The organism is Kitasatospora sp. NPDC048722 (genome assembly GCF_040650235.1).
Lineage (GTDB): Bacteria > Actinomycetota > Actinomycetes > Streptomycetales > Streptomycetaceae > Kitasatospora.
Window position 1 is genome coordinate 1 of record NZ_JBEZGX010000106.1, and the last position, 14,309, is coordinate 14,309.

The window sequence follows — 14,309 nt, forward strand, 5'->3', positions numbered from 1 at the left end:
GTCGGCGAACTCCCCAAGACCCGCTCCGGCAAGATCATGCGCCGCCTCCTGCGCGACATCGCCGAAGGCCGCGAAGTCGGCGACACCACCACCCTCGCCGACAGCACCGTCATGAGCCAGATCCAGGCCCAGCTGCCCGGCGGCGACAACGGCTGAGTGCGCCGACACCTGGGTGCCGACAGCCGGCTGACACCTGAGTGAGGCGACGGGCGGGGCCCCGGGCGGTGATGACCGCCCGGGGCCCCGTCGTCCTGCGGACGGTTCCGTCACAGGTCACGGGACTCCCGTCACCTGGACGTCACCGCCTGGCCTCCAACCGTCGCCGTCGCGTCCAGAGCCTCCAGCGCGTCCAGACCCTCCGGGCCGCGCCGCTGCGCGGCCAGGGTCCGCAGGGTCTCGTACGCGCTCTGGACGAAGCCGCGGCTGCGCAGCGACCGTGCCCTGGCCATCACCGCCAGCCCCACCTGCGCCCGCGGGCTGAAGCCGGCGAAGGCGGTGAAGCCCCGGGTGGAGCCGGCGTGGAACACGAGTTCCTCGCCGTCGTCCTCGTCCGGGTCCGCCCCCGTGGCCACCGACCGCTGGTTCCAGCCCAGGCAGATCCGGGTGGCACCACCCCGGCGCCGGCCCGTCCGCGGCCGGCGGACCTCGCCGAGCGCCGTCCGCAGCACCGCCGCGTCGGCCCGTTCGGGGAGCGGGACGGCGTCCAGCGACAGGTGCGCCTGGAGGTAGCGGAGCATGTCGTCGGCTGTCGAGCGCAGCGCGGCCGCGCCCGGCAGGGCCGGCAGCCGGAAGGACGGCACCCGGCGACCGCGCCGGTACCCGGCGACCTCCTCCCGGCCGGGGCCGCTGGAGGTGTCGACCAGACCGAGCGGCCCGCAGACCCGGGCGGCCAGGAGGTCGTCGTAGCGCTGTCCGGCCGCGTTGGCCAGCAGCAGTCCGAGCAGTCCGCAGCCGAGGCTCGAGTAGCGCACCTGCGTGCCGGGGGTCCCCCGAACGGGGGTCCGCGGCAGGGCCCTGAGCAGGTGGGCCGGGCCGAACGTGGCGTACGGGCTGGTGAACCACCGGGGTGCCATCGCGGGCAGCAGGCCGACCGGCAGCCGGGGCAGGCCCGAGGTGTGGGTGGCCAGGTGGAGCAGGGTGATCGGCCGCTCGTGCGGGTAGCCGGGGGCGGCGTCGGCGGGCAGGTAACGGTCGATCGGGTCGTCGTACCGGACCTCGCCCCGGGCGGCCATCTCGGCGAGCAGCAGTCCGGTGAACGTCTTCGTCACGGAACCGAGTTCGAACCGGGTGTCGGCCCGGACCGGGCGCCGGCCGGAACGGTCCGAGCGTCCCCGGCAGGCGACCGTCCGTTCGTCGCCGCGGATCACCGCGACGGCGACTCCCCCGCCGGGACCGGCCGCGCGGAACAGCGGGCGGAGCAGGTGGTCGAGGTCTGCAGGGAGCTCGGGCTCGTCGGAGCCCGAGGGGGCCGAGGGGCCATCAGGGCCGGAGGGGCCAGATGAGCCGGCGGACAGGTCGGCGGACACGGCGGTCTCACCGGGTAAGAGGGGCGGTCTGGGCATGGGGGTGCCTCCGAAGCGGCGCAAGGGGTTTGACGGGGGATGACGCCCGGCCCGGACCGGGCGGCGCCCGCATCCGACGATAGGAACGCGTTCACTCGTCTGCACGCGGCCGGGGCCATTCGGGTGCGGCGCCGGTGCTCCGCGAGGGTGCAGAACACAGCGCCAGGGCTTAAGTCCTTAGGTAGGACAATCCGGATGTCACTCGGACGTTCCCGTTAGACTGCTAAGGACGCATCAAGGTCCTCGAACAGGAGTCCGGGCGTCACAGGGCGCGCCGGGAAGTCTGGTCGGCACTTTGCACCACGTGTGCATCCGTCTGCCGTTCCCAGCCCGCAGGAGGTCCGAGCGTGACCCGAGAGCCGCCCGTCCACGAGCCGACGCCCCGCCGCCGGCAGTTCCTGGGCCGGCTGCCCCTGCCCGAGCGCGCCTACATCACCGACGCGCTGCGCACCGAGACGGTCGGCGGCATCCTGCTGCTGGTCGCCGCCGTGGTCGCGCTGATCTGGGCCAACGCCTGGCCGGGCGCGTACGAGAGCGTCCTCGACCACACCGTCGGCCCGTCCGGCCCGCTGCACCTGGACCTGACGCTCGGGGACTGGGCCAAGGACGGCCTGCTGACGATCTTCTTCTTCGTCGCCGGGATCGAGCTCAAGCGCGAGTTCGTCGCGGGCGAGCTGCGCAGTCCGAGCGCCGCCGTGCTGCCCGTCATGGCCGCGGTCTGCGGTGTCGCGCTGCCCGCGGTCCTGTTCGCCCTGATCAACTCGGGCAGCGGCGGGCACCCGGGCGGCTGGGCGATCCCGACCGCCACCGACATCGCCTTCGCCCTCGGCGTCCTGGCCGTGGTCGGCAGCCACCTGCCCTCGGCGCTGCGCGCCTTCCTGCTCACCCTGGCCGTCGTGGACGACCTGATCGCGATCCTGATCATCGCGGTCTTCTACAGCTCCGGCATCAAGTTCTGGGCGCTCGGCCTGGCCCTCCTCGGCCTTGCGCTGTTCTGGTTCCTGCACCGGCACGGGGTGCACGGCTGGTACCTGTTCGTGCCGCTGGCCTTCGTCATCTGGGCGCTCATGCACGAGAGCGGCGTGCACGCCACGGTCGCGGGCGTCGCCATGGGCCTGATGCTGCGCTGCCACCGCGAGGGCGACGAGGAGCACTCCCCCGGCGAGCACATCGAACACCTGGTCCGGCCGCTGTCGGCCGGGCTGGCCGTCCCGGTGTTCGCGCTGTTCGCCGCCGGGGTGACGATCTCCGGCCCGGCGCTGCGCGAGGTGTTCACCCAGGCCACGCCGCTCGGCATCGTCATCGGGCTGCTGGTCGGCAAGACGGTGGGCATCTTCGGGGGCACCTGGCTGATCGCCCGGTTCACCCGGGCGGAGCTGAACCCGCAGCTCAAGTGGGCCGACATGTTCGCGGTCGCGGTGCTCTCGGGGATCGGTTTCACCGTCTCGCTGCTGATCAGCGAGCTGGCCTTCCCCGGGGACCTGGCGCTCGCCGACCTTTCGAAGACGGCCGTCCTGGTGGGCTCGCTGCTGTGCGCGGTGGTCGCCACCGTGCTGCTCAAGCTCCGCAACCGGCACTACCGCGCGCTGTGCGAGGAGGAGGACCGGGACACGGACGGCGACGGCATCCCGGACGTCTACCAGCCGGACGACCCGGCCTGGCAGGCCCGGATGGCCGAGCTCGCACCGCGCCCCGGCGACGACCGGCCCCGCCCCGGCAGCGACCGACCGGGCCCCGGCGACGACCGGCCCCACCCCGGAAGCGGCCGACCGGGCCCCGACAACGACCGGCCGAGTGCCGGTCCGAGTGCCGGTCCGGGCGCGGCCCGCTAAGGCCGGCCACCGGTTCCACCCATCCCGACCACCGGCACCACCCCGGGGCGCCGGAAGGCCACTGAGGATCGCTCAGGGCCCCGTGGCCCGCTCCGGCGCCCGTCCGGCGCCCCGGACACCCACGGGGGCCCCTGCGACGCCACAGGGGCCCGCCACGGGCTCCACGGGGCCTCGGGCACCGGGGACACGTCCCCCCGGCGGGGCCCCGGAGTGGTGTGCGACTGGCCGGTAGGGGCATGATTCTGAGCTGTCGACAGTCCACTGACGCCCCCGGGCCCCTCCGGTCCCCCGGAACCGCACCGCGCGGCGGCGTCACGCCGCACAGCCGCAGAGGAGAACAGCTGATGCCCGCAGGAGCCGCAGACCCGTCCAGCAACGGCCGGGCGCCCTACGAGGGCGAGCGTTCGGTGGGGCAGCTGTTCGCGGCGGCCACCGCCGACCTGTCCGCGCTCGTCCACGACGAGATCGCGCTCGCCAAGGCCGAGCTGCGGGCGGACGTCAAGCGTGGCGTCTCCGGCGGCGTGTCGCTGACGGTCGCCGGCGTGGTGGCACTGGCCGCCGTCCCGATGCTGAGCGCCGCGGCGGCCTTCGGCATCCACGCGCTGGGCCTTGCGCTCGGCTGGTCGTTCCTGATCGTGGCCGGCGCCTACCTGCTGCTCGCGGTGCTGCTTGGCGTGCTGGCCTGGCGTTCCTTCAAGAAGATCGAGAAGCCGGTCCGCACCATCGAGGGGGCCCAGAAGACCGCCGACGTGCTGAAGAACGCCCGTCCGCGGCCGGCCACCAAGGAGGAGATCGACCGTGCACTGGGCCGCATCCCGTAAGGGCGGGGCCCGGCCGGGCGCACCGACAGCGAGTGCCGGGCGCGTGTCCGGCGCACGGATGTGACACGCTCTCGGTATGCCGCTTGACCAGAAGCCCGTGCCCGCGCAGCCGCCCGCCGACTCCGGCCCCGTCCGGGAGCCCGGCCGGGAGGCCGCCGCGAAGGCCGCAGACGGCGTCGGCGAGACCGCCGGGAAGGCTCCGGGCGACGCCGGGGCCGAGGCGCCCGGCAGCTCCGGGGCCGAGGCCGGGGCCGGGGCCTGGAGCATCCGGCAGGACGGCCCGTGGACGCACCGCGACCTCGCCGCCAACGGTGCCCGCTTCCACATCGCCGAGCTGGGCGAGGGCCCGCTGGTGCTGCTGGTGCACGGCTGGCCGGAGTACTGGTGGGCCTGGCGCCACCAGCTGACCGCGCTCGCCGAGGCCGGCTACCGGGCGGTCGCGCTCGACCTGCGCGGCATCGGCGGCAGCGACCGCACCCCGCGCGGGTACGACCCGGGCAACCTCGCCCTCGACATCACCGGGGTGATCCGTTCGCTCGGCGAGCGCCGGGCCCACCTGGTCGGGCACGCCTCCGGCGGCACGCTGGCCTGGGTGGCGGCGGTGATGCGCCCGTCGGTGATCCAGAGCCTCACCGTGGTGTCCGCCGCGCACCCGCGGGACCTGCGCCGGGCACTGCTCACCGACCGCCGGCAGATCGCCGCCTTCGAGCACGTGCTGGGCTTCCAGCGGCCGTGGATACCGGAGCGCCGCCTGGTCGCCGACGACGCCGCGCTGGTCGCCCGCTACCTGGACGAGTGGACCGGGCCGGACAAGCTGGACGAGGGCGCGGTGCACGCGTACCGGCAGGCGATCCAGATCCCCAGCACCGCGCACTGCTCGATCGAGCCGTACCGCTGGCTGCTGCGGTCGATGGCCCGCCCGGACGGCATCCAGTTCGCCCGCCGGATGAAGAAGCCGATCGCCGCGCCCACGCTGCACGTCCAGGGGGCGGCGGACCCGGTGCTGCTGTCGCACACCGCGCTCGGCGGCGGCGAGTACGTGGCGGCGCCGTACCGGTGGCGGCTGATGCCGGGCGTCGGGCACTTCCCGCACGAGGAGGCGCCCGCGGAGTTCACGGCCGAGCTGCTGGACTGGGTCGGTCGGCACAAGGAGTGAGCGGGCCGGGCAGGACCCTCGCCCCTGCCCACGTCAACTCCCTTGATGTTGCACTCATATGACAAACGCATAGGCCACTTTCGATGGCGTCCGGACGGTTACCCCGACCGGCCCAGGGGCATCCATTCCGGTATGACCTGGATGCCCGATCGCGGCGGCGCATCGCGCGGCCGACGCCAGAACAGCCCGCACCGGTCCGCCCCCCGTACCGACTGGGCGGACGACCTCGGCTACGACGGCACGGACCGCCGTCAGCGAGCGGCGCAGCGACAGCTCGGCATCCCGCACATCCTCGGCCGGCGCGCCCGCTGGGTGGGCGCACGGCTGCGGCGCGAGACCTGAGGTCCCGCGCCGCGGTCGTCAATGACGCGCCGCCCGGTTCACCCGGGCAGTACGAGCCTGCTCACGGCCGTCGCGCCGGTCCCACACGTCCGTTCGCGCGTCGGTTCGCGCGTCGGTTCACGCGTCAGTTCACGATCGTCTGCGACAGCGCCGTGAACCAGAGCAGGACGAAGGTCGCACCCGCCATGATCGGCACCAGCACCTTGGTCTCGACGTTGTTACCGCTGCGCTTGATCAGCACGATCTCGTAGCGCTCCTTGTGCGGCCAGAGCAGCGGCGCGCCCTTCTTCGTCAGGCAGTCGCCCAGCAGGTGCGCCAGCGTTCCCAGGCCGACCGCGTACGGCAGCCAGCCGGGGGCGTTCGGCATCCAGGTGTTCATCCCGAAGGTGCCGAGCGCGGCCAGGCCGACGACGGTGATCCACGCCTCCGGGCCGTCGCCGGGCGGGCAGAGCCGCAGCGCCCGGATCGCGAGCGCCAGCAGGAAGAACGTCATCGCGAGGGTGAAGTTGCGACCCAGGAAGGTGACGCCCGCCCAGGTGCCACCGCCCATCAGCGCGACGAACAGCAGCGAGTGGGTGGCGTGCCGGTGGCCGCCGGAGGCCCAGGCCACGAAGCGGCAGAGCGCCTTGGAGAGCGGGCCGAGGAAGTTGGCGATCGAGCCGTCGTGGTGGTCGAGGTCCGGCAGCAGGGCCGCGCCCGCGCACAGCACCGTGCCCATCAGTATGTCCGCCGGCTGGAGCGTGGTGTGCAGCAGCAGCGGGGGCAGGAACGGCGCCGAGGCCGCGTACAGCATCGCCCCGCTGACCGCGTGCGAGTGACCCATCATCGGACTACCACGACCTCCCGTCGACCTCACTCCGGGACCGGCGCCGGATTGAGCCGAACGGGTGAGCGCGGCCGAGGCTACCAGGGCGGACTGACGGTCCGACGGATATCGGATCCCGCCGCACCGGCGCGCCGACCGGGGGGCGACGGGCCGCCCCGAGGCGGCGCGCCGGCCCACGACGACGAGCCGTCCGGCCCCGCGTCAGAGCGCGCAGCCCTGGGTGTCCACCCGCCCCGAGGCGGACCCGCCCTTCTCGGCGTCGTCCTTCACCTCGGCCGCCGTGAGCACGTACCCGGTGTCCGCGCTGTCCAGCGACTTGGCGAACACCACGCCGTACACCTGCCCGTCCGGGGTGAGCAGCGGTCCGCCGCTGTTGCCCTGGCGGACCAGCGAGCGGACGGAGTAGACGTCGCGCACGACCTGGCCGCGGTGGTAGATGTCCGGGCCGTTGGCCTGGATGCGGCCGCGGATGCGGGCGGGCTGGACGTTGAAGGCGCCGTTCTCGGGGAAGCCGGCCACGATCGCGCTGTCGTTGGTCCTGGCCTCCCCCGCGAAGGTCAGCGGGGGCGCGTTGAGCTTGGGCACGTCGAGGACCGCGATGTCGCGCTGCCAGTCGTAGCGGACCACCGTCGCGTCGTAGAGCTGGCCGGCGCCGCCGATCTGCACGGTCGGCTCGTCGACGCCGCCGACCACGTGGGCGTTGGTCATCACCCGGTGCGGCGCGAAGACGAAGCCGCTGCCCTCCAGGGTCTTGCCGCAGGAAGTGGCGGTACCGACCACCTTGACGAGGCTCTGCCTGGCCTTCGCGACCGCCGGACTGGCGGCCAGCGCCGGGTCGGGCGTGTCGACCTGGGTGATCGGCTCGTGCTCGAAGGGGTTGAAGACCTGGGGGAAGCCGTTGCGGGCGAGCACCTTGGAGAAGTCCGAGAACCAGTTCGGCGCGTCACCGGGCAGCGCGTCCTGGACGCCGCCGAGGATCGCCGAGGAGCGGACCTGCCTGGAGACCGTCGGCAGGGACGTTCCGGCGAGCGCGGAACCGATCAGCCAGGCCACCAGCAGCATCGAGATCACGTTGACGACGGCCCCGCCGGCCGCGTCCAGCACTCGCGCCGGACGCCGGTCGATGTGGCCGCGCAGCTTCCAGCCGAAGTGCGTGGTGACCGCCTGGCCTATCGCGGCGAACACGATCACGACGACGACGGCCACCACCGAGGCCGTCGTGCCGGGGCTCAGGTGGTCGAGCAGCAGCGGCAGCAACTGCACCGCGACCAGGCCGCCGCCGAGGAAGCCGACGACGGACAGCACGCCCACCACGAAACCCTGCCGGTAACCCGACACGGCGAAACCGACGGCGGCGAGGATCAGCAGCACATCCAGGACGTTCACCCGGACACCCTCCCACGCCCGGCGGCACGGCCGTGCGGACGGCCCCTCACGAGGTCCCGGCCTCGCCGCCCAGCAGCGCGCGCGAGCGTTCGGTGTCGCCCTGGACCAGGGCCAGCGCGTCGTCCGAGAGGTCGACGATCCGGGACGGGTCCCAGGGCCGCTCCAGGCCGCTGTGGTGCAGCACCCGGTCGATCACCCCGGCCGTGAAGCCCCAGACCAGCCGGCCGGCCACCGCGAACGCCGGGCCCAGGTGCCCGGACGGGTGCCGCAGCCGGACCCGGTTCGCCGGGTCCGCGAGCTCGGCGATCGTCACCCGGAACACCGCGCCGGTCTCTCCCGCGTCCACCGGACGCACCGGCGACTCCTCGCGCCACCAGCCGAGGACCGGGGTCACGACGAAGCGGCTCACCGGGATGTAGAGGGCGGGCAGCGCGGCGAACACCTGCACGCCGGCCGGGTCCAGGCCGGTCTCCTCCCAGGCCTCCCGCAGCGCCGCCGCGATCGGTCCGGGACCGTCCGGATCGCCGTCCTCCGGGTCGAGCGCGCCGCCCGGGAAGGACGGCTGCCCGGCGTGCGAGCGCAGCGAGCGGGCCCGCTCGATCAGCAGCAGGTCGGGGCCCTGCTCACCGTCCCCGAAGAGCATCAGCACCGCGGCCGTGCGGGCGTCCTCCACCGGCGGCAGGAAGCGGCTCAGCTGCTCGGGCAGCACGCGCTCGGCGGCGTCCCGGACGGGCTCCAGCCACTGCGGCAGGCCGTCCCGCTCGATCTCCCGCACCGCGGGCCCGGGCGCGCTCACTCGCCCACCGCCAGGTCCGCGACGTGCCCCTGGTGGGAGGCGGCGTCGGCGCGCGCGGCGGCCTCGCCGGGGAAGTCCCCCGGGGGCTTCAGCCGCTGGCCGGGCTGGCCGCCCATCTCGTACTTGAGGAGCTTCGCCGCCTTCTCCGGGTCCGTCTCGCCCTCGCCGTACGAAGGGCAGAGCGGCGCGATCGGGCAGGCCCCGCAGGCGGGCTTCTGGGAGTGGCAGATCCGGCGGCCGTGGAAGACCACGCGGTGCGAGAGCATCGTCCACTCGGACTTGGGGAAGATCTCGGCGACGGCCAGCTCGACCTTCACCGGGTCCTCCTCGGTGGTCCAGCCGAACCTCCTCGCCAGGCGCCCGAAGTGGGTGTCGACGGTGATCCCCGGGACACCGAAGGCGTTGCCGAGGACGACGTTGGCGGTCTTGCGGCCGACGCCGGGCAGGGTCACCAGGTCCTCCAGGCGGCCCGGGACCTCGCCGCCGAAGTCGTCGCGCAGCGCGACCGACAGGCCGATCAGCGACTTCGCCTTGTTCCGGAAGAACCCGGTCGGACGGATGATCTCCTCCAACTCCTCTGGGTTCGCCGCCGCCATGTCCTCCGGGGCGGGATAGCGGGCGAACAGCGCGGGCGTCGTCTGGTTCACCCGCAGGTCCGTCGTCTGCGCCGACAGCACGGTAGCCACCAGCAGCTGGAACGGGTTCTCGAAGTCCAGCTCCGGGTGCGCGTACGGGTACAGCTCCGCGAGCTCCCGGTTGATCCTGCGCGCCCGCCGCACCATCGCCAGCCGGGACTCGGGCTTCCTCGGCCTCGCGGCGGGCTTCGCCTTCGGGGCCGCCACCTTCCGGACCTTGCTCTCTGCCATGCACGAAGGCTACGCCGGACAGCCGATCGGCCGGGCGGGAACCCGTCAGCGGCGGCGGTCCGTTCGGGCGGCCCGCCGGCAGCGGTGGGACACGCGCGCTGGTAGATCGCGGGAGTGATCCCGTACGTTCGCCGGAACAACCTGCCGGAATCGGCCTGGCCGCGAAACCGACGGACGAAGCGGCCTGGGCCGGCGTCAGGCCGCGGGCGAGCAGTTCCCGCGCTCGGCGCAACCGCAGCAGGCGCTGGTCGTCGCTGGTCGTCGCTGGGCGCCGTACCGAACTCCGCGCGGAAGACTCCCCGGTAGAGGGCGCAGCCCGGCCTCGCCCGCCAGCGTCTCCGCGGGCCGGGCGGCGGCGAGCCGTCGATCGATGTCGCCGAGGCGGACGGCCGACCCTCGTGGTGCGCACGGTCCCAGCCGGCCCGAGCTCCGTCCACAGGCTGTGGACGGAGCTCGGGCGGGCCCGGTCGGCGGCACCGTCGGCATCCGGTGGAACCGTCGACGAACCCGAGGGAACTTCCGCCAAAGAGCGATGAGTTCCGGGCCCGCGCCCGGTCTGCCCCGACGAAAGCGACTCACCCGAGCGAGCCCCCGAAGGGACCCACCGTGAACGCCACCGCCTCCCGCACCGTTGCCTCCACCGACGGCACCGGGATCGCCTGCACCGTCACCGGCTCCGGCCCCGCCGTCGTCTTCGTCGACGGCGCCCTCTGCCACCGGGCGTTCGGGCCCGACGCGCCGACCGCCCGCGCACCCGCCGCCGCGCACCCGCCACCCGGTCCACCGCCACGACCTGTCCGATAATGCGCCGAGAGCACCGACCGAACAGTCGAGAACGACGGGGGCACAGATGGACCAGTTCGCGGACATTCCCACCACCACCCTGGCCGACCTGCTCGGCCGCGCCCAGGTGATGGACATCGGCGTCCGCCCGCTGTGGGCCGGCATGCCCCGGGTGGCCGGACCGGCGTTCACCGTGCAGTGCCCGCCCGGCGACAACCTGATGCTGCACGCGGCGATCTACCGGGCCGCGCCCGGTGACGTGATCGTCGTCGAGTCGGGCGACCTCGACCACGCCCTCGCCGGCGGCAACGTCTGCGCGGTCGCGCAGCGCCGGGGCGTGGCCGCGTTCGTGGCCGACGGCCTGATCCGCGACCTCGGCGAGGTGCGCGAGGCGGGCTTCCCGGTGTTCGCCCGCGGGGTGATCCCGATCCCGGGGGCGAAGCGGGCGCTCGGCTCGCACGGCGGCGAGGTCCGGTGCGGCGGCGTGCTGGTGGCGGCCGGCGACGTGGTCGTGGCGGACGAGGAGGGCGTCGTGGTGGTGCCCGCCGCCCGGCGCGAGGAGACGCTGGCGGCAGCCCGGGCGAAGCTGGCCAAGGAGGCCGCCGAGACGCTGGACGAGTGGGAGGCGGCCCACCGCGCCAAGATCGAGAAGGCCCTGGGCGAGGTCGGCTTCACCGCCTGACACGTCTCCGGCACCCCGTGCGCCCCCGAGGAACCGTCCTCGGGGGCGCACCGCTTTTGAGCGGCCAGCTTTCCCCGGGCGTCGGCAGTGCCCGGGCGTCGACTGTGCCCGGGCGTCGGCAGTCCCCGGGCATCGACAGTCCCCAGGCCTCGGCAGTCCACGGGCGTCGACAGTCCCCGGGCGTCAGACCGACTGCTCGCGCTGCCGGTGGTAGTGGCGGGCGGCACGGGCACGGTTGCCGCAGCCGGGCCCGCACCACTCGCGGCGCGGGTGGTCCTTGACGAAGAACTGGACACAGCCCGGCCCGTGACAGGCCCGCAGGTCGGCCGCGAGCGGACCGCCCAGCAGGTCGGCGGTGCCGTGGGCGAGTGCCGCGAGCGCGGCCGGGAACCCGTCGCGGCCGGTCCGCTGGACGACCGCGATCCCGGTTCCGGCGGCCGTCAGGACGGGCCAGCGCGGGGCGGTTGCGGACGCCTCGTTGATCCGCTCGACCTCGGCGACGGGCACCGGCTCCCCCTCGGCGTGCGCGCGCAGAACGGCGCGGACCGCGTCGCGCAGCGCCCGGAACGCGGCCAGGTCCGCCTCGCCGACGGAAAGCCCGGGGGCGTCGGTGTGGGACGCGAGCCAGTCGGCGAGTTCCTCCGGCGTCCCGACGTCGTCCCGGACCTTGCCGCGGACGGCGACCAGCGTGTTCGCGAGGGCGACGGCGAGCGGCAGGCCCGGGGAGGGCGGTGCCGGTTGCTCCTGAGCGGTGACGGAATCCATGGACCTAATGGTAGCCACCCCTTGCAACCGTCAAGTAGGACTGCCATGATTCTCACGGTTGATCAGCCATCAACCATAAGAATCGACTCGGGGGGAGTACCACCGGATGACCGCCACCGCGATCGGACCCGGCCTGCAGACCCGTCCGGCCGAACGGCCGCCGACCGCCCGGCTGCGGCACAACCGGGACTTCCTCAAGTTCTGGTCCGGCGAGGCCCTCTCGCTCCTCGGCAGCCAGGTCACCACGCTCGCCCTGCCGCTCACCGCCGCCATCGCCTTCGACGCCACGCCCGAGCAGATCGGCCTGCTGCGCTTCCTGCAACTGGTCCCCTACCTCGGCCTCGCGCTGGTCTTCGGCGTCCTGGTCGACCGGATGCGGCGCAGGCGCGCCATGCTGCTGGCCAACGGCGCCCGGATGGTGCTCGTCGGACTGGTCCCGCTGCTGGCCGCGACCCACCGCCTGACGCTGCCGGTGCTGCTGGTGCTCGGCTGCGCGATCGGCGTCTTCTCCGTCCTGTTCGACGTCAGCTGGATGTCCTTCGTCCCGACCCTGGTGAAGGACCCGGAGCACTACGTCGAGGCCAACCAGAAGCTCGGCGTCACCTCCTCCACCGCGGACGTGGCCGGGCCCGGCCTGGCCGGACTGCTGATCGGCGCCCTGACCGCGCCGGTCGCCCTGGTCGCGGACGCCTTCTCCTACCTGGTCTCGCTGCTCACGCTGCTGTGGATCCGCACGCCCGAACCGCGCCCCGAGCCGCCCGCGGCGGGCCGGCACCTCGGGCGGGAGCTGGCCGAGGGCCTGCGCTGGGTGTTCGGCGACCGCGTCCTGCGACCGCTGGCGCTGCTGGGTCCGTTCTGCAACTTCTCGATGGTCTCGGTGTGGACGGTGTTCGTCCTGTACGCGGTGCGCGACCAGGGCCTGACGCCCACCTGGATCGGCGTCGTGTTCTCCGCCTCCTCGGTCGGCGGTCTGGTCGGCGCGGCCGTCTCCGGGCGGGTCATCAGGCGGTTCCGGCTCGGACCCGTCTACGCGGTGTCGATGGCGGCGATCTTCGCGAGCCCGCTGTTGGTCGCGTTCGCGGACGGCCCGAAGCCGGTGCGCACGGCCCTGTTCGTCGGCTCGTTCTTCATCGGCTACCTGGGCCTCGGCGTGGCCGGCGTGGTGATGGTCAGCCTGCGCCAGACCCTGACCCCGCAGCCGCTGATGGGCCGGATGAACGCGGCCTTCCGCACCCTGCTGTTCGGCGGCGGCTCACTGGGCGGCCTGCTCGGCGGCGTCATCGGCGGGGCCCTCGGGCTGCGCCAGGGCCTCGTCGCGATCGCCGTCGGCTCGGCGCTGATGCTCGTCCCGCTGGCCCTGTCGCCGGTCAGCAGGCTGCGCGAGCTGCCGCCGCCGGCCGCCTGACCGCCACCGCACCCGGACCACCGGGGTCGTCCGGCCCGCTCGGGGGAGGGGCCGGACGACCCCGGTTCGGCGCGCCGCCGCTCTGGCCGGCGCCCACCGCACGGACCCGGGGACCGAACCGTACGAATGGCCCCGCGAAGGACACCTCGGTGCACCCCCTCCTCATATGATCGGAGCGACATGCGCCATGCTTGGTGATGCAGAACACTGAACGGAACTTGCGCCGGACGGCCCACCCGCCGACCGGCCGAGAAGGAGGAAGCACGTGGACGACGTTCTGCGGCGCGCCGCACTCTTCGCGGCACTCGACGACGAACAGGCCGGCGAGCTGCGCGCTTCCATGACCGAGGTCACCCTCGCCCGTGGTGAGTCGCTGTTCCACGAGGGCGACCCGGGCGACCGGCTGTACGTCGTCGCCGAGGGCAAGGTCAAGCTCCACCGCGCCTCGCCGGACGGACGCGAGAACATGCTCGCCGTCCTCGGCCCCAGCGAGATGATCGGCGAGCTGTCGCTGTTCGACCCGGGCCCGCGCACCGCCACCGCCAGCGCGCTGACCGAGGTCAAGCTGCTCGGTCTCGGGCACGGCGACCTCCAGCCCTGGCTGCACGCCCGCCCCGAGGTGTCCATCGCGCTGCTGCGGGCCATCGCCCGCCGCCTGCGCCGGACCAACGACGTGATGTCCGACCTGGTCTTCTCCGACGTGCCCGGTCGCGTCGCCAAGGCCCTGCTCGACCTCTCCCGCCGCTTCGGCGTGCAGTCCGAGGAGGGCATCCACGTCGCCCACGACCTCACCCAGGAGGAGCTCGCCCAGCTGGTCGGCGCCTCCCGCGAGACGGTCAACAAGGCGCTCGCCGACTTCGCCGGCCGCGGCTGGCTGAAGCTGGAGGCCCGTGCCGTCGTCCTGATGGACGTCGAGCGGCTGTCGCGCCGCTCGCGCTGACCTGCCCGGTTCCCGGGGCGCCCCGGCCTGCCGAAGGGCCCGCCCTCCGCGAGGCGGTTTCTAGCGGTCGTCGCAACACGTGGTCGGTTGGTTAGGCCGCGATGAGTTTATGCAGGCGCTCGGCTGGGGTTTCCCAGCCGAGCGTTT

At 73.8% G+C, this 14,309-nt stretch carries 14 protein-coding genes; 8 read left to right on the plus strand and 6 right to left on the minus strand.

What is annotated here, in order from left to right; genetic code table 11:
* Positions 1–287: 287 nt before the first annotated feature.
* Positions 288–1,562, minus strand: a complete 1,275-nt coding sequence (locus AB0C76_RS40015) for a serine hydrolase domain-containing protein (protein ID WP_359975280.1) — start codon at positions 1,560–1,562, stop codon at positions 288–290.
* Positions 1,563–1,909: 347 nt separating this feature from the next.
* Between AB0C76_RS40015 and nhaA the strand changes: the two genes are divergently transcribed.
* The 4 genes from nhaA (at position 1,910) to AB0C76_RS40035 (ending at position 5,713) form a co-directional block, all read left to right on the plus strand.
* Positions 1,910–3,394, plus strand: coding sequence for a Na+/H+ antiporter NhaA (gene nhaA / locus AB0C76_RS40020; protein WP_359975282.1), 1,485 nt, complete (start codon positions 1,910–1,912; stop codon positions 3,392–3,394).
* 344 nt (positions 3,395–3,738) lie between these two features.
* Positions 3,739–4,215 carry a phage holin family protein gene (locus AB0C76_RS40025; RefSeq protein ID WP_359975285.1) on the plus strand — a complete coding sequence of 159 codons (477 nt, stop codon included), beginning with the start codon at positions 3,739–3,741 and terminating at the stop codon, positions 4,213–4,215.
* Positions 4,216–4,291: 76 nt separating this feature from the next.
* Positions 4,292–5,371, plus strand: a complete 1,080-nt coding sequence (locus AB0C76_RS40030) for an alpha/beta hydrolase (protein WP_359975288.1) — start codon at positions 4,292–4,294, stop codon at positions 5,369–5,371.
* A 132-nt stretch (positions 5,372–5,503) separates the two neighbouring features.
* Positions 5,504–5,713: a hypothetical protein gene (locus AB0C76_RS40035; RefSeq protein ID WP_329927312.1), complete on the plus strand. Its 210-nt coding sequence runs from the start codon at positions 5,504–5,506 to the stop codon at positions 5,711–5,713.
* A gap of 124 nt (positions 5,714–5,837) precedes the next feature.
* On the opposite strand, the gene AB0C76_RS40040 is transcribed toward AB0C76_RS40035, so the two are convergent.
* The 4 genes from AB0C76_RS40040 to nth form a co-directional block, all read right to left on the minus strand.
* On the minus strand, positions 5,838–6,539 hold the full coding sequence (locus tag AB0C76_RS40040; RefSeq protein WP_359975291.1) for a metal-dependent hydrolase: 702 nt from the start codon (positions 6,537–6,539) through the stop codon (positions 5,838–5,840).
* 201 nt (positions 6,540–6,740) lie between these two features.
* Complete coding sequence (locus AB0C76_RS40045; protein ID WP_359975294.1) at positions 6,741–7,925, minus strand: MarP family serine protease; 1,185 nt, start codon at positions 7,923–7,925, stop codon at positions 6,741–6,743.
* A 46-nt stretch (positions 7,926–7,971) separates the two neighbouring features.
* Positions 7,972–8,721, minus strand: coding sequence for a CoA pyrophosphatase (locus tag AB0C76_RS40050; protein ID WP_359975297.1), 750 nt, complete (start codon positions 8,719–8,721; stop codon positions 7,972–7,974).
* Positions 8,718–9,587, minus strand: a complete 870-nt coding sequence (nth, locus tag AB0C76_RS40055) for an endonuclease III (RefSeq protein WP_359975300.1) — start codon at positions 9,585–9,587, stop codon at positions 8,718–8,720. The genes AB0C76_RS40050 and nth overlap by 4 nt, the downstream gene beginning before the upstream one ends.
* Before the next feature lie 606 nt (positions 9,588–10,193).
* On the opposite strand from nth, the gene AB0C76_RS40060 reads away from it, so the two are divergent.
* Both AB0C76_RS40060 and AB0C76_RS40065 read left to right on the plus strand, forming a co-directional pair.
* Complete coding sequence (locus tag AB0C76_RS40060; protein ID WP_359975303.1) at positions 10,194–10,391, plus strand: hypothetical protein; 198 nt, start codon at positions 10,194–10,196, stop codon at positions 10,389–10,391.
* A 46-nt stretch (positions 10,392–10,437) separates the two neighbouring features.
* The gene (locus AB0C76_RS40065) at positions 10,438–11,052 is read left to right on the plus strand and encodes an RraA family protein (protein WP_359975306.1); all 615 of its coding nucleotides are present in this window, start codon (positions 10,438–10,440) and stop codon (positions 11,050–11,052) included.
* 183 nt (positions 11,053–11,235) lie between these two features.
* Here the strand turns inward: AB0C76_RS40065 and AB0C76_RS40070 are convergent, their stop codons facing one another.
* A complete protein-coding gene (locus AB0C76_RS40070; protein WP_359975309.1) occupies positions 11,236–11,817 on the minus strand; it encodes a CGNR zinc finger domain-containing protein in 582 nt (193 codons plus the stop codon).
* 106 nt (positions 11,818–11,923) lie between these two features.
* On the opposite strand from AB0C76_RS40070, the gene AB0C76_RS40075 reads away from it, so the two are divergent.
* Positions 11,924–13,222 carry an MFS transporter gene (locus AB0C76_RS40075; RefSeq protein ID WP_359975312.1) on the plus strand — a complete coding sequence of 433 codons (1,299 nt, stop codon included), beginning with the start codon at positions 11,924–11,926 and terminating at the stop codon, positions 13,220–13,222.
* Positions 13,223–13,487: 265 nt separating this feature from the next.
* The gene (locus AB0C76_RS40080; RefSeq protein WP_030240972.1) at positions 13,488–14,162 is read left to right on the plus strand and encodes a Crp/Fnr family transcriptional regulator; all 675 of its coding nucleotides are present in this window, start codon (positions 13,488–13,490) and stop codon (positions 14,160–14,162) included.
* The last annotated feature ends 147 nt before the right edge of the window (positions 14,163–14,309 follow it).

Excerpts from the sequence above, each read along its gene's own strand:
- AB0C76_RS40015 (WP_359975280.1), bottom strand. The coding sequence starts at position 1,562 with ATGCCCAGACCGCCCCTCTTACCCGGTGAGACCGCCGTGTCCGCCGAC.
- AB0C76_RS40025 (WP_359975285.1), top strand. The coding sequence starts at position 3,739 with ATGCCCGCAGGAGCCGCAGACCCGTCCAGCAACGGCCGGGCGCCCTAC.
- AB0C76_RS40030 (WP_359975288.1), top strand. The coding sequence starts at position 4,292 with ATGCCGCTTGACCAGAAGCCCGTGCCCGCGCAGCCGCCCGCCGACTCC.
- AB0C76_RS40035 (WP_329927312.1), top strand. The coding sequence starts at position 5,504 with ATGACCTGGATGCCCGATCGCGGCGGCGCATCGCGCGGCCGACGCCAG.
- AB0C76_RS40040 (WP_359975291.1), bottom strand. The coding sequence starts at position 6,539 with ATGATGGGTCACTCGCACGCGGTCAGCGGGGCGATGCTGTACGCGGCC.
- nth (WP_359975300.1), bottom strand. The coding sequence starts at position 9,587 with ATGGCAGAGAGCAAGGTCCGGAAGGTGGCGGCCCCGAAGGCGAAGCCC.
- AB0C76_RS40065 (WP_359975306.1), top strand. The coding sequence starts at position 10,438 with ATGGACCAGTTCGCGGACATTCCCACCACCACCCTGGCCGACCTGCTC.
- AB0C76_RS40070 (WP_359975309.1), bottom strand. The coding sequence starts at position 11,817 with ATGGATTCCGTCACCGCTCAGGAGCAACCGGCACCGCCCTCCCCGGGC.
- AB0C76_RS40075 (WP_359975312.1), top strand. The coding sequence starts at position 11,924 with ATGACCGCCACCGCGATCGGACCCGGCCTGCAGACCCGTCCGGCCGAA.